General features: G+C 63.8%; 17 protein-coding genes. 10 read left to right on the forward strand and 7 right to left on the reverse strand.

The annotated features are described in order from the left end of the window. Positions 1-1,773 (reverse strand): caspase domain-containing protein (locus tag EN943_RS21050; protein ID WP_206522789.1); only part of this gene is annotated, 1,773 nt, incomplete at its 3' end. Between the two features lie 130 nt (positions 1,774-1,903). Here EN943_RS21050 and EN943_RS21055 point away from each other — a divergent pair. The 3 genes from EN943_RS21055 (at position 1,904) to EN943_RS21065 (ending at position 5,618) form a co-directional block, all read left to right on the forward strand. After that, positions 1,904-2,851 carry an AEC family transporter gene (locus EN943_RS21055; RefSeq protein ID WP_127414471.1) on the forward strand — a complete coding sequence of 316 codons (948 nt, stop codon included), beginning with the start codon at positions 1,904-1,906 and terminating at the stop codon, positions 2,849-2,851. 195 nt (positions 2,852-3,046) lie between these two features. After that, the gene (locus tag EN943_RS21060; protein WP_127414472.1) at positions 3,047-4,504 is read left to right on the forward strand and encodes an NAD-dependent succinate-semialdehyde dehydrogenase; all 1,458 of its coding nucleotides are present in this window, start codon (positions 3,047-3,049) and stop codon (positions 4,502-4,504) included. Between the two features lie 91 nt (positions 4,505-4,595). Then, positions 4,596-5,618 (forward strand): aldose epimerase family protein, encoded by a 1,023-nt coding sequence (locus EN943_RS21065; protein ID WP_127414473.1) that lies wholly within the window; start codon positions 4,596-4,598, stop codon positions 5,616-5,618. Positions 5,619-5,783: 165 nt separating this feature from the next. Here EN943_RS21065 and EN943_RS21070 read toward each other — a convergent pair whose 3' ends face one another. Then, positions 5,784-6,704, reverse strand: a complete 921-nt coding sequence (locus tag EN943_RS21070) for a sugar kinase (RefSeq protein WP_127414474.1) — start codon at positions 6,702-6,704, stop codon at positions 5,784-5,786. Positions 6,705-6,856: 152 nt separating this feature from the next. On the opposite strand from EN943_RS21070, the gene EN943_RS21075 reads away from it, so the two are divergent. Continuing rightward, positions 6,857-7,306 (forward strand): FixH family protein, encoded by a 450-nt coding sequence (locus EN943_RS21075; protein ID WP_127414484.1) that lies wholly within the window; start codon positions 6,857-6,859, stop codon positions 7,304-7,306. Positions 7,307-7,313: 7 nt separating this feature from the next. After that, positions 7,314-8,513 (forward strand): cytochrome c peroxidase, encoded by a 1,200-nt coding sequence (locus EN943_RS21080; protein WP_127414475.1) that lies wholly within the window; start codon positions 7,314-7,316, stop codon positions 8,511-8,513. Between the two features lie 64 nt (positions 8,514-8,577). Here EN943_RS21080 and EN943_RS21085 read toward each other — a convergent pair whose 3' ends face one another. Next, positions 8,578-9,030 carry an Lrp/AsnC ligand binding domain-containing protein gene (locus EN943_RS21085; RefSeq protein ID WP_127414476.1) on the reverse strand — a complete coding sequence of 151 codons (453 nt, stop codon included), beginning with the start codon at positions 9,028-9,030 and terminating at the stop codon, positions 8,578-8,580. Positions 9,031-9,193: 163 nt separating this feature from the next. Between EN943_RS21085 and putA the strand changes: the two genes are divergently transcribed. Further along, positions 9,194-12,805 carry a bifunctional proline dehydrogenase/L-glutamate gamma-semialdehyde dehydrogenase PutA gene (gene putA / locus EN943_RS21090; RefSeq protein WP_127414477.1) on the forward strand — a complete coding sequence of 1,204 codons (3,612 nt, stop codon included), beginning with the start codon at positions 9,194-9,196 and terminating at the stop codon, positions 12,803-12,805. Between the two features lie 117 nt (positions 12,806-12,922). Here the strand turns inward: putA and EN943_RS21100 are convergent, their stop codons facing one another. The 4 genes from EN943_RS21100 to EN943_RS21115 form a co-directional block, all read right to left on the reverse strand. Continuing rightward, entirely contained in the window at positions 12,923-13,237 is a 315-nt protein-coding gene (locus EN943_RS21100) for an antibiotic biosynthesis monooxygenase (RefSeq protein ID WP_127414478.1), read from the reverse strand. 63 nt (positions 13,238-13,300) lie between these two features. Further along, positions 13,301-14,314, reverse strand: coding sequence for a TonB family protein (locus EN943_RS21105; RefSeq protein WP_348630106.1), 1,014 nt, complete (start codon positions 14,312-14,314; stop codon positions 13,301-13,303). 91 nt (positions 14,315-14,405) lie between these two features. Beyond that, complete coding sequence (locus EN943_RS21110) at positions 14,406-14,849, reverse strand: hypothetical protein (RefSeq protein WP_127414479.1); 444 nt, start codon at positions 14,847-14,849, stop codon at positions 14,406-14,408. Between the two features lie 5 nt (positions 14,850-14,854). Then, positions 14,855-17,050: a TonB-dependent hemoglobin/transferrin/lactoferrin family receptor gene (locus tag EN943_RS21115; protein ID WP_127414480.1), complete on the reverse strand. Its 2,196-nt coding sequence runs from the start codon at positions 17,048-17,050 to the stop codon at positions 14,855-14,857. 198 nt (positions 17,051-17,248) lie between these two features. Here EN943_RS21115 and hemP point away from each other — a divergent pair, with 198 nt between their 5' ends. From hemP to EN943_RS21135, 4 genes are all read left to right on the forward strand, one after another. Then, a complete protein-coding gene (gene hemP / locus EN943_RS21120; protein ID WP_127414481.1) occupies positions 17,249-17,461 on the forward strand; it encodes a hemin uptake protein HemP in 213 nt (70 codons plus the stop codon). Positions 17,462-17,484: 23 nt separating this feature from the next. Then, positions 17,485-18,546, forward strand: coding sequence for a hemin-degrading factor (locus tag EN943_RS21125; RefSeq protein ID WP_127414482.1), 1,062 nt, complete (start codon positions 17,485-17,487; stop codon positions 18,544-18,546). Positions 18,547-18,617: 71 nt separating this feature from the next. Next, positions 18,618-19,484, forward strand: coding sequence for a hemin ABC transporter substrate-binding protein (locus EN943_RS21130; protein ID WP_127414483.1), 867 nt, complete (start codon positions 18,618-18,620; stop codon positions 19,482-19,484). Positions 19,485-19,495: 11 nt separating this feature from the next. Beyond that, positions 19,496-20,189: iron chelate uptake ABC transporter family permease subunit (locus EN943_RS21135; protein WP_164778300.1), on the forward strand; the 694-nt coding region annotated here is incomplete at its 3' end.

Here is a 20,189-nt window from a genome sequence, read left to right on the forward strand (position 1 = left end):
GTTCAGGCGCTTCGGGTCGCTCTCGCGTTCGCCGATCTTCAGCAGCACATTGGCCAGATTGTTTTGCGCGGCGGCCCAGTTGAGCTCGTCCTTCTCTCGCTCGAACACGACAAGGGAATCGCGAAAGATCAGCGCTGCCTCTTCAAGGCGCGCGGTCTCGGTCTCGCGCTCGCCGATGGTCTGCAGCACCACCGCCATGTTGTTGCGGGTGATCGCCCAGTCGCGATTCTGTTCGCCATTGGGAATGAAGTTCAGGATGGTGCGGTAGGCATCGATGGAGTGCTGCAGCGCATCGAGGTCGCCGGTGGCGTAGCCGTAGGCGTTCAGCGCCTCGGCTTCCTGGTTCTTGTAGTTCCAGCGCAGCTTGTCGTCCCATTTTTCGGCCAGCGAAAACGCCTTGGCGTAGTCGCCGGCGGCGGATTTGTAGTCGAAGACCAGCCCCGAGGCATCGGCCCGCCTGGCATAGATCGCGGCATCGGCAAGACGCTTCTGCTTGACGAGATCCTCGGCCTCATCGACTGCATCGCTGGTCTGCTCGACCCGGCCGACGGCATCGTCGAGGAATTTGCGCGCCGTTACGATGGCGCCTTGGCCGATCGCCTTGTCGGCTGAGGCGACCAGGCGTTTGATCTCTGGATCGTCGGTGCGCAAAGCGGCGCGCTCGGACATCATCTTCTTCAGGCGCTCGGCCTGGGCGTCGAGCACCTTTTGCAGGTCGGTTGGATCTTCGGGGATCTTTTCCGTGCCGAGCGCCTTCAGCACGCCATAGAGTGCATCGAGCGGCACGCCTTCCTGCAGCGAAGCCAGTTCCACCTGCGCCCGTTTGGGGTCGGGCAGGTCGGAAATGGTCAGCAGGAGCTGGCGCCTTTCGCCTGTGATCAGCCCGTCGTCGCCGGTCGGCTCCGCCGGCGCGACGCCGAAATAGAGCAGCCGGCGCAGGCTTTCATTGATCCAGGGACGCTGCTTTGCCTTTGTGTCGAGATAGACTTCCTCGGTCACCATGCGCATCACCGAGCCGAACTCGGTGCCCTTCATCGCCGCGAGGTGGCGCAGCAAGGCGGCTGCGTAGGGGCTGTTTTCGCCGGCGGCGCCATCGAGTGCCGGACGCCCCGGTTCGGCGGCAAAGCCGACCACCGTACCCAGGCTCGCGTCGGCCGCTGGCGCATTGCCCAGCGCCTTGGCGCCGCGCACAGGTTCCAGCCCGCCGGCACCGATGGGCGAGGCGGAAGCGGTCGGTGAGCGCCGTACCACTGCGTCCGCGGGGAATGGATTGGTGCGGCAGGCGTCGAGCAGCATGATCGTCACCGGCACTATCTTTTTCAATGCCTCCATGACGGCGGATATCGGCACGAGGCTGGTGCCGGCATCCTTCAGCGACGACACGTCGGCATCGACCGGAACCAGATAGTTTTCGCCGCCGGCCTCGATGCCATGACCGGAATAGTAGATGAAGGCGACATCGGCGCCGTCGGCATCTTCGGTGAACCGCTCCAGGTCGCGCTTCAGCTTGGTGGCGTCACGGTCGGTGACGCTGCGGGCGTCGAAGCCAAGGTCGGTCAGCATCTTGGCCATGTCGCGGGCGTCGTTGGCGGGGTTGGGCAGGGCGGCGATGTGCAGGTAATTCGACTGGCCGATGATCAGCGCCACGCCCTTGAGGCTTTTCGTCTCGGCAACCGCAAGCGCGGTCGCGGCAAGACAAAGCAGTGCGGCGGCGAAAGCCGTCAGCCATGCCCGCCGCAAACGACTAAGGTTCGAGAGCCCGACAAAGGCCATTTGTCGTTCGTGTCCGCCCTGATGATCCAAACCCTCTATAACGCTGCCAGCCGACGATGATCAAATTCAGGCGCGATTGCGTCGCGGTCGTGGCTCGCCTATCACGGGAAACTCGCCCGTCACGGTAAAAATGTCTCCGCTCACCGAAACCGTCCTTTTCGTCTTCAGCCTTGTCGCGCTCGGCTACCTCGCCGGGTTTACCGGCTATTTGAAGCCAGCGAGCGGCGAGGGGATATCGGAATTTGCCATCAACGTGGCGATGCCGCTGCTGCTGTTCCAGACGATGGTGAAGTCCGACTTCCACGGCGTGGCGCCTTGGCCGCTGTGGGGCGCCTATTTCGCCGCGGTTGCCATCACTTGGGCCGCCGGCCATCTGGTCACCACCCGTATCTTCGGCAGGGATGCCCGTGCCGGCGTCGTCGGCGGAGTTTCGTCTGCCTTTTCCAATGTCGTGCTGCTCGGCGCTCCCTTCATTCTTGGCATCTTTGGCCCGAGCGGCTTCGAAGTGCTGTCGCTGCTGGTCTCCGTGCATCTGCCAATCATGCTGATGGCCTCGATCGTGTTGTTCGAAGTCTTCGGCCGCGGCGGCGAACCCGTGCACCCCTTGCGCGTTATCCGTAGCTTCCTCAGGCGGCTCTTCATGAATCCGTTGATCATCGGCATTCTGGCAGGGCTTGTATGGCGCATCACGGGTGCGCCGCTGCCGGATGTCGCCATGCGCCTGGTCGATGCGCTGGCCGGAACGGCGGGGCCGGTGGCGTTGTTCGCCATGGGGCTCAGCCTGCGCCGCTTCGGCATTTCGGGCAATGTCCGGCCGGCATTGGCGCTTTCCGTGCTGAAGCTGTTCCTGATGCCGGCACTGGTCCTGGTCTTCGTCTGGTTGCTCGGCATGCCGCCCTTGACGGCCAAGGTGGCGGTGATGGTGGCCGCGATGCCATCCGGCGTCAATTCCTATCTGATCGCCGTGCAGTTCAACACCGGCCAGGCGTTGGCGTCGAACCAGATGACCATCGCCACGGCCTGCGCCGCCGTCACCACGGCTTTCTGGCTGACTGTTGTCTTGCACGTTTTCGGGTAAAAGGCATCGGGGCTAAGGACGTCAGCTTGCTCTCGTCCCGCTCTGGCCCAAGCCCTATATGCCATCTTGCGATTGCTTGCGTGCCTTGCCCTCGGTAAAGAGCAGTGGCTCCGGCGTGCCGGCCTCAATCCATGGCGCACGCTCACCGAAGATTTCACAGACCCGCCCGTCAGGGCGCCGAACGGAGGATAGACCATGCTTCAGAAAACCAGCCATTTCATGCGGCAGGCCAATCTCATCAATGGCGAATGGGTGCAGGCCGACAGCGGCCAGACGGTCGACGTCAACAACCCGGCTACCGGCCTCAAGATCGGCACCGTGCCGAAGTCGGGCAAGGCCGAGACCCGCCGCGCCATCGAAGCGGCCGCTGAAGCTTTCAAGACCTGGCGCAAGACGACCGCGCTCGAGCGCTCGAAGCTGCTGCGCAAGCTGCACGACGCGATGATGGACAATCAGGACGTGTTGGCCGAACTGCTGACCATCGAACAGGGCAAGTCGCTGTTCGAATCGAAGGGCGAGATCGGCTCGGCCGCGTCCTACATATTGTGGTTCGCCGAAGAAGGCCGCCGCACTTATGGTGATGTCGTGCCCTCGCCATGGGCGGACCGCCGCATCCTGGTGACCAAGGAACCGGTCGGCGTCATCGCCGCCATCACGCCGTGGAATTTCCCGTCCTCGATGCTGGCCCGCAAGCTCGGCCCGGCGCTCGCCGCCGGCTGCACCGCAGTGGTCAAGCCTGCGTCGCAGACGCCGTATTCGGGTCTCGCCTGGGGCGCGCTCGCGGAGGAAGTCGGTTTTCCCAAGGGTGTCGTCAACATCCTGACCGGTTCGGCCAGCGAAATCGGCGACGAAATCTGCGCAAATCCGCTGGTGTCGAAGATCACTTTCACCGGATCGACCGAAGTCGGCAAGCTTCTCATCCAGAAGTCGTCGGTCACCGTCAAGAAGGTGTCGATGGAACTCGGCGGCAACGCGCCGTTCATCGTCTTCGACGACGCCGATCTCGAGCGTGCCGTTGCCGGTGCGATCACCGCCAAGTACCGCAATTCTGGCCAGACCTGCGTTTGCACCAACCGCTTCCTTGTCCAGGCTGATGTCTATGACAAGTTCGTCGAGAAGCTCGCTGCCGCCAGCAACGGGCTGAAGGTCGGCTCCGGCCTCGAGGACGGCGTGCAGCAGGGGCCGCTGATCGACGAGAAGGCGGTCGAGAAGGTCGAGGAACTGATCGCCGACGCCACATCCAAGGGCGGCAAGATCGTCGCCGGCGGCAAGCGCCATGCGCTCGGCGGTTCGTTCTTCCAGCCGACGGTCATCGCCAACGCGACACCCAAGATGCGCTTCATGAAGGAAGAGATCTTTGGCCCGGTCGCACCGGTGTTCAAGTTCGAGACCGAAGAGGAAGCCGTCGCCCTCGCCAACGACACCGAATTCGGCCTCGCCTGCTACTTCTACACGGGCGATCTCGGCCGCGCCTTCCGTGTGATGGAAGGGCTGAAATACGGCATGGTCGGCGTCAATGAAGGCCTCATCACCACGCCGGAAGCGCCGTTCGGCGGCGTCAAGGAATCCGGCCTCGGCAAGGAAGGCGGACACCAGGGCATCGAGGATTATCTCGATACAAAATATGTCTGCATCGGCGGCCTCGGCCTCTGATAGGCTATCCCTGAGATGGGGGGCCAATGGCCTGCCCATCTCTCATGGAAAAACCAGCCGAAGTCTTCTGGATCAACTGGCATTTACGGGCATGGCGATGAAGGACGGCGAGGTTTTCGGCACGACGCAGGCTGGCGAGCAGGTGCTTCGCTTCACGATCAGGGGCGGCGGCATCACAGCCAACATCATCGGTCTGGGCGCGATCATCCAGGATCTGCGCCTGACCGGGCACGATGCGCCGTTGGTGCTCGGCTATGACAGTCTGGAAGGCTACGAGACGGATACGGCCTTCTTTGGAGCGATCGTCGGCCGCTATGCCAACCGCATCCGCGACGGCCGCTTCACCATTGGCGGCAACCGCTACCAGACCGAGCAAAACTTCCTCGACAAGCATACGCTGCATGGCGGTTCGCAAGGTTACTCCCACCGGCCGTGGACGGTTTCCTTGCATGGCAGGGATTTCGTCACGCTGACCCTGCACGATCCCGACGGCACGATGGGTTTTCCTGGGGCGCTCGACGTCACCTGCACCTACCGGCTGAAGATTCCTGGCACGCTCAGCGTCGAGCTGACCGCCACCTGCGAGGAGCCGACGCCGTGCAATCTCACTCAGCATTCCTATTTCAACCTGGATGATGGCGGCGCAGGCGATATTCTCGACCACAGGATGATGCTGAATGCCGGCGCCTACCTGCCGGTCGATGGCGACATGATCCCCACCGGTGTGGTCAAGCCGGTTGACGGCACACCGTTCGATTTCCGCCAGGCGCGGCCGCTGCGCATGGAGACCGAGGGTGAACAACTGCCCTACGACCAGAATTTCTGCCTTGCTTCGGCACGCGGCCCGCTCAAGCAGGCGGCGTGGACGCAAGGCGCCAGTTCCGGTGTCGAGATGGAGGTCTGGACCACCGAGCCCGGCGTCCAGCTCTATACCGGCCAGTATGTGACGCCGCGCACCGGGCTGGAAGGCCGCGACTACAAGGCTTTTTGCGGCTTCTGCCTGGAGCCGCAGATTTGGCCGGACGCGCCGAACCGGCCCTATTTCCCTCAGGCGACACTGTGGCCGGGCGCGATCTACCACCACGTGACGGAATACAGATTCCGCCTGCCTTAAGGCCTGCTGATATTCAGGTGAGGCCGGCCTGCAAATGGCTGATATCTGCGCTTCCCCGTTCTACCGCGTCGCGGTAGAACTGAGCTCACGTACGAAAAGTACGCTCCGCTCCGGTTCTCGGCATCGGCCATTTTCGACTCGGCCCGACCTGAATCTCAACAGGCCTTAGTTTTCGAATGCCGCGCGCAGGGTCTCGAACGGCGCCAGCGCGCCGCGTACCTGCACCACGGCGGCGGCGACGCGATGGGCACGGCGCGCGGCTTCAAGCGGGTCATGGTCGGCAAGTCGAGCCGCAAGATAGCCGCCGTTGAAGGAATCGCCGGCGCCGGTCGTGTCGGCGGGCGCAGCGACATTGATCGCCGGGACTTCGCGCAGCGTTTCTCGTTGGGCAACCAGCGCCGGCGCTTCGCCGTTCTTGACGACCACTTCATCGACCAATTTGCCGAGACGCTCCGCGGTCGCTTGCGGCGTTGTATCGCCGAACAGCATCTGCTCGTCGGGGAAGGTCGGCAATGCGATGTCGGTGACGGCAAGCGCTTCAACGATCGCGGCCTGCGCATCCTCGCGATTGCGCCAAAGCCGCGGCCGGTAGTTGGGATCGAAGGCGACAGTCGAGCCCGCCGAGCGCGCCTTGGCGATGGCCAACAGCAATGTGGCGCGCGCGGCATCGTCCAGAATTGCCAAAGTGATTCCGGAAAAATAGACAAGCGCCTGATTTTCAAGGCTTTTCGACAGAGCGGCCGGGTCGGACGCAAGCTGCCGCGCTGCGGCGTCGCCACGCCAATAGGTGAAGGAACGCTCGGCCCCGGTCAGCGTGATGGCATAGAGGCCGGGCCGTGCGCCCGCTATGACCGGGCTGGAGCCGATGCCGATGCCGTTCTGGCCCAAGAAATCGATCTGGCCTTGCGAGAAGGGATCGTCGCCGAAGGCCGAGACATAGGTTGCCGGCCGCTCAGCGCTCAGTGCATGCAGCGCCCACAGCGTGTTGAACGTGTCGCCGGCAAAGCCCATGCGCCAGTTCGGTCCCGTCTGGCCCGACAGTTCGAGCATGCATTCGCCGATCGAGGCGACGCCGGTTCCCGCCATCTACAGTCCTCCAGTGTTTCCCGGTGCTGTAGCTTTTTGCCATCGGCAGCGCCATGCTTGGCAAGCAGGGTTTTTTCCGCCACAGCGTTTTCCCACAGGCTGGCGGGATGCGATCCGCTCGGCAGAGCGTTGTCTGCAGAAGAGGAGCCGGTTTGGCATCACTATGGCGTTATCTGTTGGCAGGTCTTGGTCTGGCTGCCTTGCTGGTCAGCATTCTCGCGGTCGTCTATCTGACGGCGCCGCGGTCGGCGCAGCCTGCCGGCCCGGATGTCGCGCGGACGAAGAAAACCGACAACGGGCTGTACATGGCGAGCTTCGTGCCGGAACGGGGCGTGGTGCGGCAGGGCGAACTGGAATCCTGGCTGCTGACCTTGAAGACAAAGACAGGGGCTTCGGTGGAGCGCGCCGCGATCGCCATCTCCGGCGGCATGCCGCAACACAATCACGGCCTGCCGACCAGCCCGCAGGTCACCGATTACCTGGGCGAAGGCCGTTACCGCATCGAGGGGCTGAAATTCACCATGAGCGGCTGGTGGCAACTTCGTTTCGCCATCTCGTCCGGCGCCGGCTCCGACACGGTACTGTTCAACGTGGTGCTGTGAGCGATCGATGAAGCGCCTTTTCTGCTTTCTGGCGCTGATGGTCGCCGTCATCCTCGTGGGCTGCGGCAAGCCTGACTTTTCCGACGCCGAAAAGAAGACCATCGCTTCGCTGGCGCTGAACACGCTGCCGCCACTCAAGCCCGACACCACCAACCGATTTGCCGACGTGCCGGCCGCCGCCGCACTCGGCTCGACGCTTTTTTTCGATCAGGGCATGAGCCGCGACGGCACGGTGTCGTGCTCGACCTGCCACAAGATCGACCGCCAGTTCCAGGACGACCTGCCGCAAGCGGTAGGCGTCGGCCGCACCAACCGGCGCACCATGCCGCTGGCCGGCGTGGCGCGCGATCCCTGGTTCTTCTGGGACGGCCGCCGCGACAGCCTGTGGGCGCAAGCGTTGACGCCGCTCGAAAACCCGCTGGAGCAGGCGGGAAACCGCGCCGCTTACGCTCATTACATCAAGGCGCGCTTCGGCGAGCGCTATGAGCGCATCTTCGGGCCGCTGCCTGACTTTTCCGGCATGCCGTTGGATGCCAGCCCGTTGGGAACCGACGCCGAGCAGGCGGCCTGGAATGCGATGAGCGGCCCGCAGCGTGACGCCATCAACGGCGTCTTTGCCAATATCGGCAAGGCGATTGCCGCCTTCGAACGCTCGATCGCGCCCGCGCCGACGCGCTTCGACCGCTTTGCGCTCGACCTCGTCGCCGGCGCCGAGCCGAAGGGCGATGCCGCCTTTTCCAAGGAGGAAATCCTTGGGCTGAAACTGTTCATCGGCAAGGCCAATTGCGTGACGTGCCACGACGGCCCGCGCTTCACCGACAACAGTTTTCACAACACCGGAGTGCCGCCCGTTGCCGGCCTGCCGCCAGATCGCGGCCGCATCGATGCGGTACGCCAAGTCGAGGCCGACCCGTTCAACTGCTTCGGCGCCTATCGCGATGGCGACGCCGGCGCCTGCGGCGAGCTGCGCTTCATGGTCAAGGATGCGCCGCAAGTCATCCGCGCCTACAAGACGCCGTCGCTGCGCGGCGCGGCAACGCGGCCGCCCTACATGCATGCCGGGCAGTTTTCATCGCTCGACGAGGTGGTGGCGCACTATGCGAAGGCTGCGCCCAGCGTCGAGGGGGTGTCAGAGGTTCATCCGCTGGAGCTATCGGATCGCGAGCGCGCGGCGCTGGTGGCGTTTTTGAAGACGCTGGCGGAGTGAGCCCAATTTTCTTGTTTGACCATGATCTTGTCCGAAAACCGGCGTCCACTTTTCGGGATCATGGTCATCGATCCTTCACCGTCTCCATCGCTACGAAGGTCGAGGTCTGGGCGACGTGGGGCAGGGCTGAAATGCGCTCGCCCAGCACGCGGCGGTAGGCGGCGATGTCCCTGGTGCGGACTTTCAGCAGATAGTCGAAGCTCGACGCCATCATGTGGCACTGCTCGATCTCCGGCACGGCCTGCACGGATCGGTTGAAGGCGTCGAGCGCGGCGGATCGGGTGTCGGACAATTTCACCTGGACGAAAGCGACATGGCCTTCGCCCATGCGCTCGCGGTCGATGATCGCCTGGTAGCCCCTGATGTAACCGTCCTTCTCAAGCCGCTTCACCCGGGCCTGCACCGGCGTCTTCGACAGGCCGACCTTTGCCGCCAGTTCTGACATGGAAAGCCGGCCATCGCTTGCCAGCATCGACAGGATATTCCTGTCGATGCGGTCCAATTGGTCTTCTGTCATCGAAAATGCAGTCCATATGTCAATTCTCAGCCACTAAGATAGATCGAATGACCTGCAATGTCGATTTCTTCGGACCGACTGAAAATTCGCACCTGTGCTAGCTTGCGCCATTCGGTCCGGTGACCGCCGGCCCGATCCCCTTTGCTCGATCCATGGGACCGCCATGCCAGCGCTCGATGCCATCCGCCAGCAGATCCGCGCCAACTACCTGCCCGACGAAGACGAGGCCGTGAGGCGGCTTGCCGACGCGACAGGGCTCTCCGGGAAAGACCGCAAGGCGATATCGGCCCGCGCCGCCGATCTGGTGCGGGCGGTCCGCGGTTCGTCGGATCCAAGGCTGATGGAAGTCTTCCTCTCGGCCTATGGCCTCTCCACCAAGGAAGGCGTCGCGCTGATGTGCCTAGCCGAGGCGCTGCTGCGCGTGCCCGATACCGAGACGATGGACGATCTCATCGCCGACAAGATCGCGCCGCACGACTGGTCGGCGCATTCGGGCGGTTCGAGCTCCATCTTCGTCAACGCCTCGACCTGGGCGCTGATGCTGACCGGTCGCGTCCTCGATGAGGGCGAGGGCGGCATCGAGGGCACGCTGCGTTCTATGGTGCGGCGGCTGGGCGAGCCGGTGATCCGCAAGGCGGTGGCCGCCGCCATGCGCGAAATGGGCGAGCAGTTCGTGCTCGGCCGCACCATCGCTGAAGCCGTCAAGCGCGGCCGGCCGATGACCCAGAAGGGCTATCTCTATTCCTTCGACATGCTGGGCGAGGCGGCCCGCACCGAGGCCGACGCCTTGCGCTATCACAAGGCCTATGCCGACGCGATTTCGTCGCTCGATTCCGGCTCCAACGGTCCTGACATCAGGCAGAACCACGGCATTTCGGTCAAGCTTTCGGCGCTGCATCCGCGCTACGAGGTGGCGCAGAAGGACGAGATGCTGCCTGTGATGGCCGAGCGGCTCTTGTCGCTGGCGCTGGCCGCGCGCCATTCGCGCATGGGTCTCAACATCGATGCCGAGGAGGCCGACCGCCTCGATCTGTCGCTCGACGTCATCGAGCGGGTGCTGGCCGAGCCGGAACTCGCCGGCTGGAACGGCTTTGGCGTGGTGGTGCAAGCGTATGGGCCACGCGCGGCCTTCGCCATCGACTGGCTCTATGCGCTGGCGAAGAAATACGACCGCAACATCATGGTGCGGCTGGTCAAGGGCGCCTATTGGGACACCGAGATCAAGCGGGGGCAGACGCTTGGGCTCACCGGCTATCCCGTCTTCACCCGCAAGGCCAACACCGACGTCTCCTACATGGCCTGCGCGAAGAAACTGCTCGGCATGACCGACCGCATCTATCCGCAATTCGCCACCCACAACGCTCACACCGTCGCCGCCATTCTGTCGATGGCTGACAATCGCGACGCCTTCGAGTTCCAGCGCCTGCACGGCATGGGCGAGGCGCTGCACGAGACGGTGCGACGGTCCGAAGGCACACGCTGCCGCATCTATGCACCAGTCGGAGCGCATTCCGATCTGCTGGCCTATCTGGTCCGCCGGCTGCTGGAGAACGGCGCCAACTCCTCCTTCGTGCACCAGCTGACCGATGAGGATGTCGAGCCGGAGGACATTGCGCGCGATCCGCTCGAAACGATCGAGAGCCAGGGTCCGGCCGCCAATCCGGCGATTGCCCGGCCTTCCGAGATTTTTGGGGCCGGCCGTCGCAACTCGAAGGGTTTCGACATCACCGACACGGTGACGCTGGCGGCGATCGACAAGGCCAGGGCGGCCTTCGCCGGGCCGGACCGCTGGCATGCCAAGCCGATCACCCGTGCCGCCGGCTACGGCAAGCAGCGTCCCATAGTCAACCCGGCAAAGCCTTCCGAAGTGGTCGGCACGGTCAGCGAAGCCGCCGCCAAGCAAGTGGCTACCGCCGTGCGCTTTGCGGTGGAAGCGCAGCCGGCCTGGGCAAAACGTCCCGTTGCAGAGCGCGCCGCCATCCTCAATCGTGCCGCCGATCTTTATGAGGCCAGTGCCGTCGAGTTCTTTGCACTCGCCACCCGCGAGGCCGGCAAATCGCTGGCCGACGGCGTCGCCGAGGTGCGTGAAGCCGTCGACTTCCTGCGTTACTACGCCACTGAGGCGGCCAATGCGGAGGCGGGCACGCAAGCGCGCGGCGCGATCGTGTGCATTTCGCCGTGGAATTTCCCGCTCGCCATCTTCACCGGCCAGATCGCAGCCGCACTGGTCACCGGCAATTCGGTCATCGCCAAGCCGGCCGAGCAGACGCCGCTGATCGCCTTCCGCGCCGTCGAACTGCTGCGCGAGGCCGGCGTGCCGGAAGATGTCATCCAGCTTCTGCCGGGCGATGGCCCGTCGGTCGGCGGCCCGCTCACCGCTGACCCGCGCATTGCCGGCGTCTGCTTCACCGGCTCGACCGAGGTCGCCAAGCTGATCGAGAAGCAATTGGCCGAGACGGCCGCGCCCGACGCCATGCTGATCGCCGAGACCGGCGGCCTTAACGCCATGATCGTTGATTCCACCGCGCTGCCCGAACAGGCGGTGCGCGACATCCTCGCCTCGGCGTTCCAGAGTGCCGGCCAGCGCTGCTCGGCGCTGCGCGTGCTCTATGTGCAGAAGGACGTCGAGAAGAAGATGCTGGAGATGCTGAAGGGCGCCATGGAGGCGCTCAGCATCGGCGATCCCTGGCGGATCTCGACCGATGTCGGCCCTGTCATCGACGACGAGGCGCAAAGCTCGATCCGCGAGTACTGCACGAAGATGGGCCTGCAGGGCCGGCTCATCGCCAAGCTCGAAGCGCCGAAGGAAGGTCGCTTCGTCGCGCCGCACGTCTTCCGGGTCAAGGGTATCGAAGACATGGAGCGCGAGGTGTTCGGGCCGGTGCTGCATGTCGCCACCTTCGATGCCGACGAGATCGATGCGGTCATCGCCGCCATCAACCGCAAGGGCTATGGCCTGACCTTCGGCCTGCACACCCGCATCGAGGGCCGCGTGCAGCATTTCGTCGACGGCATCCATGCCGGCAACATCTATGTCAACCGCAACCAGATCGGCGCCGTCGTCGGTTCGCAGCCGTTTGGCGGCGAGGGGCTTTCAGGCACTGGGCCGAAGGCCGGCGGTCCGCACTATCTCCGCCGCTTCCGCAAGGGGCCGGAGGCCGGCACCCATTTGCAGGATGGCCATAAGGTAACGGCGACCGAGCTTGCCGACAATCTGCCCGATCCCGCACTTGGCGGCTGGTCGACGCGGCCCGACCGGATCGCCATTCTGAGGAAGCATCTGCGCGGCAAGGGTGCTGCGGCCATTGGTGCTGCCGCAGGCATCGATTTCGGCCAGGTCGACCTGCCCGGGCCGACCGGTGAGGCTAACACGCTCTCGCTGTCGCCACGCGGACGGGTGCTGTGCCTTGGTCCTGACGGCGATACGCTGCTCGCGCAGACGATCCAGGCGCTCGCCGCCGGCAATGCGGTGCTGGCCGTTGCACCAGGAGCGCCGGCAGCGCTTTCCGCGCTGACGGGCAAGGGCCTGCCGTTGGCGGCTATCGACGGCCGCCCTGATCCGGTCGAAGCGCGCTCGCTGCGCGTCGACATCGTTGCTTTTTCGGGCACGCCCGAGGCCGCGCGCATCGTGCGCAAGGTCATTGCCGACCGCTCAGGCCCGATCGTGCCGCTGGTCAGCGAAGTGCTGAACCCGGCGGCCTATGCGCATGAGCGTGCTGTCTGCGTCGACACCACCGCCGCCGGCGGCAATGCGAGCCTGCTGGCCGGGGCTTGACCCCGACCAGTCGTTACGCGCCATTCACCGTTTCGTGGAAACGATGAATGGCTCTAACTCTTTTGTTTTTATGCATGTCGTTGTCCCAAAACCGGGACCACTTTTGGGCGACATGCATTACGCGCCTTCGACGACCGAAAAGCCCTCGAACTGGGGGTGGCTGAGATAGTGGACCTTCGTCGTGCCGACATTTCTGTGGGCGGCACGGAAATTCTCCGACTTGGTCCAGGCGATAAAATCCTCGTGGCTCGCCCACACCGTGTGCGACGCAAACAGCGTGTAGCCTTCGGTCTCGTTGACCGGGCCGCGCAGCAGGTGGAATTCACGGAACCCTTTCATCTCGGCAAGGCTGGAATCGCGGTTTTTCCACACGGCTTCGAAATCGTTCTCCGAGCCGGTCTGCACCTTGAAGCGGTTCATGGCGATGTACATTGGGTTCCTTTCAATGTTGGCGAACTGTGATTGACGGATGTTTGAACGGCGAAGCGGAGGCTCTCAAAACGGGCCGATTGCGCCGGTGAAGACAAGACTGTCGCCGACCTTTGGCGGAATCGGTGGGAAGGGCGCCGCCTTGCGCACGATGCCGAGCACGACCTGATCAAAGTTTGGCGATCCGGAGCTTTGCAGGATGCGCAGCTCGTCAATGCCGCCACGGCTGCCGATGACGAATGTCACAACGGCATTGTTGCGGGCGGTCAATTGCACAGAAGGTGGGACGCCGCGATTGACGCGGCTGAGCTTTCTGATGACGTCACTGCGGTAGCTGTCTTCCGCGTCACTGCCTGCCTCTTTCTGTTTTTTGCCCTTGCTGGCGGTCTGCGCCAACCGGTCCTGACCATCCGCCGTGCCGCGTTTCTCATCCGCCGTCTGTGAAGGCGCGGCGGCCATCCTGGGCCTGGCGCTGGGGATCGGCGGCTGTTCTGGAATGGCCATAGCCGCTTCGGTGCTCTCGGGCTGAATGGTCGGCTGTGCCGGCGTTTCGGTCTTGGGAGCCACGCTCTGGTCATCGGGGCGAGGGGCGCCGGCCACCAATATGTCGGGCGTCACCGCGGGCTGTTTGACAGATTCCGGCAAAGGCTTGAGCGGCGGCTTTGCCGCTTCCTCGTCGGGTTGGGAAGGCGCCGTTGGCGGCGTGGGCTTGGGTGGTGTTACCGGCGTTGGTTTGGCCGGTTGCGGGCTGGGCACCAGTGCAACGTTTATTGCCGTCGGGTCCTTGTCCAGCGCGCTGCCGGCCACATTGGTGCCCGACTGATCACTGCCTTCCGGCTGCTCGGCATCTTGGAAACTGGAAATCCCCTTAGGGGAGATCAGGAAGGCCGCTGCCACCGCGGCGTGAAGCAGGCAGGAGATGACGATCGCCGCCGTCCATTTGCGATTCCAGGCCGATGGCCGCGGCAGCGCGAGCGGCTCGGTTGGCATTATCGCCAGCTCGGCGCTGGCTTCGGGGAGGGGACTGATATCCTGCATGTCTCGCCGCGAGACCTGCAGCGACAAGAGCAGAATTGTCAAATCAAGATCGTTCGCTCGCAGCGGCAGTCGGCAGTGGCCGGCAACTGGCCACGCCGCATTGTTTTGCAGGAATGCAGGATGCAGTCCCACCTCAGACGCCGAAAGCGATACCGGTCCTGGTGCCCGTCTTCAGCTTGCGCATGCAGGCGTTCGGTTCGACGCCGGTACCGGTGCATTCGGTCGCGCTGTTGATCAGCACGCGGCTGACTTTCGAGCACTCGGTGCCGGCCAGATCGAAACGTGTGACCTTGGTCTTGCCCGCCGGCAATTCCTTGAAGTCGAGCACGGTCAGCCGGTCGACGACGCCGGCCTCGTTGAACAAGGCGATCTCGAACGCCGCCTTGGACAGGTCGGCGCCGAGATTGTTGTTGACCACGAACGTCAGGCGGCAACCCTTGTCGGAAGGTTGCGCACCATTGAGTTCGAGGCTGAGTGCGGGGACCGGCGCGGACTCTTGCGCCCACGCCGGAACCATCGCAAGCGACATCGCCAGCGTCGAGGTCAGCAGACGAAGGGATGTCGTCAAGCTCGTCATGGCAATCAGCCTCCAAACCGCATCGTCGCCGCCAGCTTCAGCGTTATGCCGGGCTCGTAGGCCGCGAAGACCGGCTGCGGCGGCTGGCCGGCGGTCGTGACGTTGAGCGGGTTGGCGTATTCGACGTCGAACAGATTGTCGGCGCGGAAATCAATCTTCAAATTGTCCGTCGCCTGGTAGCTGGCAAAGGCATTGACCAGCGTGTAGTCCTCGGCGATCGGATTGCCCTTCGGCTTGCCATTGTATTGCACTTCGCCGCCGACGGTCAGCTTGTCCTCGAGAAAGCGCAAGCCGAGCTGCGCGGTGACCTGGGATGAGGGGATCGTGGCGAGATCCGCCCGGTCGCCTTCATACGATATCGTGTGGCCATTGATGATGGACGCCGAAAGTCCGGCATAGCCCCATGCCGCGTCGTAAACGCCCTCCATCTCGAAGCCGTTGATCTTGGCCTTGGCGAAGTTCTGATACTGGAAGCAGATCGGGATGCCGGGGCCGAACGGGCAGCCGCTCGTCGGGTCGAATGCCGACAGCGTCACGCCATCGATGTAGTCGTCGACATCATTGTTGAAATAGGCCGCCTTGAGACGGAACGCGTCGCCGGCCTCGAGGATATCGTTCTGCTTGTAGTTGATGCCGAATTCGGTCGTCTTGCCGGTCTCAGGCCGCAGATTGGGATTGGGCAGGAACGGAAAGCTGACACCTGCCGGATGATTGCCGCTGATCAGCGTCTCGGTAATCGATGGCGAGCGATAGCCCTCGGCGTAGGTGCCATAAAACTGAAGGCCGGCAAGGCCGGCGGATTCGAACGGGGAGACGCCGACGGTGATGCGCGGCGATACCCTGTCGCCAGAAATGTCGTGGGTGTCATCTTTGAGGCTGTAGTTGTCGTAACGCAGCCCGGCGATGACTTCGAGCCACTCCCAGGTGAGCTTGTCCTGGACGTAGGCGCCGGAGACATTGCGCTTGCCCGACGGCGTGTAGAAACTGTCGCCGCCGGCCGTGCCGCCGGTCTTGACGTTATCGCCAACCCAGTCGCCGCCATAGGTCAGTTCATGCGCGATCCCACTCGTCTCGAACCGGGACGTGTTCCAGATGTCGATGCCGGTGGTGCCGACGTCGAACGTCGACTGCGATCCCGCCGGCAAGACAACGGGAAGGCCGGTGACCGGATCAAAGCGGTTTTGCGGTACAAGGCTGGTCAGATCGAGGTTTGTCTTGTTGTAGGAGGTGTTGATGTGGAGATCGAGCCAGCTCTTGTCCTCATCGGTAATGTTGTAGCGCGCCGTGAAGGTGTTCGACTTCAGGTCGACGTCATTGACCGGCACGCCGCCGCTGATCTCGTTCCAGCCGTCGCTTGAGCCGACCCAGCCGAGCTTTAGTTCACTGTTGTCGGTCGGCCGGATGGTGGTCTTGAGCAGGCCGCTCAGCACATCGAAGCCGGTGCCCTTGACGGTGTCGCCGCCGCCATCCTTGTAGTCGTCATAGTCGCGGTAGACGATGTTGCCGAGCACATCCCAGTTCTCGTTGAGGCGGTAGGCGCCTGATGCGCTTGTCGTCCAGCCCTTGCCGTTGCTCTCATAGCGTCCCGTGACGGAGCCGGCCCATGTTTCTTCCGGCTTGAGGAAATCCGCGGCGTCCTTGGTGTCGAAGAAGACGACGCCGCCGATGGCGCCCGAGCCGTAGGTGTTGGCGACAGGACCGCGGATAACATCCACGGATTTGACGAGTTCGGGGTCGATGTAGAAGGTCGACTGGGTGCCGTGGTCGGAGCGCTGGAAATTCTGACGGGCGCCGTCGACGATGACCGCGACGCGGCCGAAATCCTGCAAGCCGCGGATGTTGATGCTGGTGCTGACGCGCCTGGCATCGGCCTGCGCCGCGACACCGGGCACGCCAAGCAGCATCTCATTGGGCGTCGTCGCCATGCGGCGGTCGAGCTGTTCCTGGCCGACATGGCTGGCCGATGCCAGCGATTCGATCGCCGTCTCGCCGGTGCGGCTGATGACGAGGATCTTGTCGAGCAGCGTCGCGCCCGCGGGCGCGGCCTTCTCTTCATTAGCCTTCTGCTGGTCCGCCGGCTGTGCCGCCTGCTGAGCGTTGGCCAGTTGCGCCGACAAGGCGATCGCGGCCACGCTTGTCAGCAAAGCCGCCACGCCGTTCGCCGCCGACCGGCCACGCCATTCCCAAGTCACCAACCCCATGCCCCAACTCCAAAGTCCAGGTTTCATGCTGGCTGGCCTGGGGCTGGCTGGCATTTTTGATCGTGTCCGGCGTCTTAAATCTTGACTCATTTAATCCGGTATTGCACTGACTAGTAAACATGATTATTCAAGTCAAGAAATGAATCGGATTACGCAACGCCTAGCCAGACGCCCGGCACAGGAAAGGGATCGACAGAGATGAACACCCACAATCCCAACGATTTTCGCTATCGCGTCCGTCGTTCCGGCGATGTCTCGGCCCCCACCCGTTTCGACCGGGTTCCGCTGGCGGTGCGAACCCTGTCCAGCAACACCCTGTTCCAGGGCGAGCACGAGATCGGCATCGAGCATCATGGCGCGCTCTACCGGCTGAAGATCACCCGTCAGGGCAAGCTCATTCTCAACAAGTAAGGCAAGGCAACAGGGACCAAGACATGGACCAGCGCGTAAAACCTGCCCCGCATGAAATCCGGCGGGCACGGACAGACAATCCGAAGGCGCGCGAGCGTGATCTGGCTGCCCAGCTCGGCATTTCGGAAGCCGAACTGGTCGCCGCGCACTGCGGCGACGGCGTCGTGCGCGTCGAGCCGCGCGTCAACGATCTTTTGACCGGCCTCGAGGCCGTCGGCGAGGTCATGGCGCTGACCCGCAATGAGAGCGCGGTGCACGAGAAGATCGGCGTCTATGACAAGGTCGTCACCGGCAACCACAATGCTATGGTGCTTGGCGAAAACATCGACCTGCGCATCTTCCCGAAGGTCTGGGCACACGGCTTTGCCGTCGAGAAGCGAGACGGCGACGAAATCCGCCGCAGCCTGCAGTTTTTCGATGCGGCGGGCGAGGCCGTGCACAAGGTGCATCTGCGTCCTGCCTCCAGCCTCTATGCCTATCAAAAGCTAGTTGCCGCGCTCGAATCGTCCAATCAGGAGCCGACGGTCGACATTTCAGGACCACTCCCCGATGATGAGATCCATGGCGACGAAACGGCCGCCAATCTCGACGATCTGCGCGACCGCTGGAGCCGGCTCACCGATGTGCACCAGTTCTTCGGCATGCTGAAGACGCTGAAACTCAGCCGCCGGCAGGCGGTCCGCCTGGTTGGGCAAGACTATGCCTGGCAGCTCGACAATGATGCCGTCCGTGCCATGTTTCATCACGCCGCGGAGGGCGAGATGCCGATCATGTGCTTTGTGGGAAACCGCGGCTGCATCCAGATCCATTCCGGTCCGATCAAGTCGATCAAGCCGATGGGGCCATGGATCAACGTGCTGGACGAAACCTTCCACCTGCATTTGCGGACCGACCACATCCAGGAGGTCTGGGCGGTGCGCAAGCCGACCAAGGACGGTCATGTCACCTCTCTCGAGGTCTATGATTCCGACGGCAAGATGATCATCCAGTTCTTCGGCAAGCGCCATGAAGGCGAAAGCGAGCGTGACGACTGGCGGTTCCTGGCGGAAAACCTGCCGCGCATCCCAAGCCCGACCGCAGCCTGAGGACGATAGAAATGGTTTCCTTTTCCAGACTGGCGCCTGTCCTCAGCTTGGCGCCCGTTTTAAGATCGGCAATGGGGCCGGCGATCGGTCTTTCCCTGGCTTTTGTCGCGCTGCAACCTGTAAGCGCCGCCGAAGACACGGCCGTGTTTGCCGATCCCTCGAAGATTGCGGCCATTGGCGGCTCGATCACCGAGATCGTCTATGCGCTCGGCGAGGAGAAGCATCTGGTGGCGCGCGATTCCACCAGCCGGTACCCAAAGGCGGCGCTTGAGCTGCCCGATGTCGGCTACATGCGCGCGCTGTCGCCGGAAGGCGTGCTGTCGGTCAATCCGACCGGCATCCTGGCGCTGCATGGCAGCGGTCCCAAGGAAGCCGTCGATGTCTTGAAGAAGACGAGCGTTCCGTTCATCGAGGTGCCCGAGCACTATAGCCACGAAGGCATCCTTGAGAAGGTCCGCATCGTCGGCAAGGCGCTCGGCGTCGAGGCCAAGGCCGAGGTGTTGGCCAGGGAGCTCGATGCCAAGCTCACGGCAGCCGAACAGCAGACGGCCTCGATCAAGGAGCGCAAGCGCATCCTGTTCGTGCTGTCGATACAGGGCGGCAAAATCCTGGCGGCCGGCAGCGAGACCGCCGCCGATGGCATGGTCAAGCTGGCCGGCGGCGTCAACGCGGTCGAGGGTTTTTCCGGCTACAAGCAGATGTCCGACGAGGCGATCATAACCGCCAGGCCCGACGTGATCCTGATGATGAGCAATGCCGGGCCTCCGGTCTCGGACGACGAACTGTTCGGCAATCCGTCGATCGCTTCCACGCCGGCCGGAACGGCGCGCAAGCTGATCCGCGTCGACGGCGCCTATCTGCTCGGCTTCGGGCCACGCACGGCTGATGCCATCCACGACCTCGCTGTCTCGCTTTATGGCGGGCAGGTCACGGACTGAACGGGCGGATCATGGTCGATCAATCGATCGCCGGCCCGGTGATGGCAAGCGTATCCGAAGGCGACCGGTCGGGCCGCGCCCGCATCGTCATCCTTCTGCTGTGCCTGGGGCTCGCGGCTGCCGTTTTTCTGTCGCTGACATCGGGGGCTTCGGACGCATCAGCCGTCAATGTCATCGGCGACCGGCTGTTCGGCACAGTGCCTGACGACGCCGCGGTGAGCGCCCGCGACAGCCTGATCGTCTACGACATCCGCCTGCCGCGCATCATCCTCGGCATGCTGGTCGGCGCGGCGCTCGCGGTCTCCGGCGCGGTCATGCAGGGGCTGTTCCGCAATCCGCTGGCCGACCCCGGCCTGATCGGCGTCTCGGCCGGCTCGAGCCTCGGCGCGGTTGCCGTCATCGTGCTTGGCGCCACGGTGCTCGCACCGGTGACGGCCATGCTCGGCACGGTTGCGCTGCCGCTAGCGGCCTTCTGTGGCGGGCTCGCCACCACGCTGGTGCTTTATCAGGTCGCGACGCGGCGGGGGCAAACCTCGGTTGCCACAATGCTGCTCGCCGGCATCGCGCTGGCGGCGCTCGCCATGGCGCTGACCGGCATCCTCATCTTCATGGCCGACGATCGCCAGTTGCGCGACCTGACCTTCTGGCAACTCGGATCGCTCGGTGGCGCGACATGGGCGAAGATCGCGTCGGTAGGGCCGATCA

The organism is Mesorhizobium sp. M7A.F.Ca.US.006.01.1.1 (genome assembly GCF_003997935.1).
In the GTDB taxonomy this organism is placed as follows: Bacteria; Pseudomonadota; Alphaproteobacteria; order Rhizobiales; family Rhizobiaceae; genus Mesorhizobium.

Excerpts from the sequence above, each read along its gene's own strand:
- EN943_RS21055 (WP_127414471.1), top strand. The coding sequence starts at position 1,904 with ATGTCTCCGCTCACCGAAACCGTCCTTTTCGTCTTCAGCCTTGTCGCG.
- EN943_RS21060 (WP_127414472.1), top strand. The coding sequence starts at position 3,047 with ATGCTTCAGAAAACCAGCCATTTCATGCGGCAGGCCAATCTCATCAAT.
- EN943_RS21065 (WP_127414473.1), top strand. The coding sequence starts at position 4,596 with ATGGCGATGAAGGACGGCGAGGTTTTCGGCACGACGCAGGCTGGCGAG.
- EN943_RS21070 (WP_127414474.1), bottom strand. The coding sequence starts at position 6,704 with ATGGCGGGAACCGGCGTCGCCTCGATCGGCGAATGCATGCTCGAACTG.
- EN943_RS21080 (WP_127414475.1), top strand. The coding sequence starts at position 7,314 with ATGAAGCGCCTTTTCTGCTTTCTGGCGCTGATGGTCGCCGTCATCCTC.
- EN943_RS21085 (WP_127414476.1), bottom strand. The coding sequence starts at position 9,030 with ATGACAGAAGACCAATTGGACCGCATCGACAGGAATATCCTGTCGATG.
- putA (WP_127414477.1), top strand. The coding sequence starts at position 9,194 with ATGCCAGCGCTCGATGCCATCCGCCAGCAGATCCGCGCCAACTACCTG.
- EN943_RS21100 (WP_127414478.1), bottom strand. The coding sequence starts at position 13,237 with ATGTACATCGCCATGAACCGCTTCAAGGTGCAGACCGGCTCGGAGAAC.
- EN943_RS21110 (WP_127414479.1), bottom strand. The coding sequence starts at position 14,849 with ATGACGAGCTTGACGACATCCCTTCGTCTGCTGACCTCGACGCTGGCG.
- EN943_RS21115 (WP_127414480.1), bottom strand. The coding sequence starts at position 17,050 with ATGGGGTTGGTGACTTGGGAATGGCGTGGCCGGTCGGCGGCGAACGGC.
- hemP (WP_127414481.1), top strand. The coding sequence starts at position 17,249 with ATGAACACCCACAATCCCAACGATTTTCGCTATCGCGTCCGTCGTTCC.
- EN943_RS21125 (WP_127414482.1), top strand. The coding sequence starts at position 17,485 with ATGGACCAGCGCGTAAAACCTGCCCCGCATGAAATCCGGCGGGCACGG.
- EN943_RS21130 (WP_127414483.1), top strand. The coding sequence starts at position 18,618 with ATGGGGCCGGCGATCGGTCTTTCCCTGGCTTTTGTCGCGCTGCAACCT.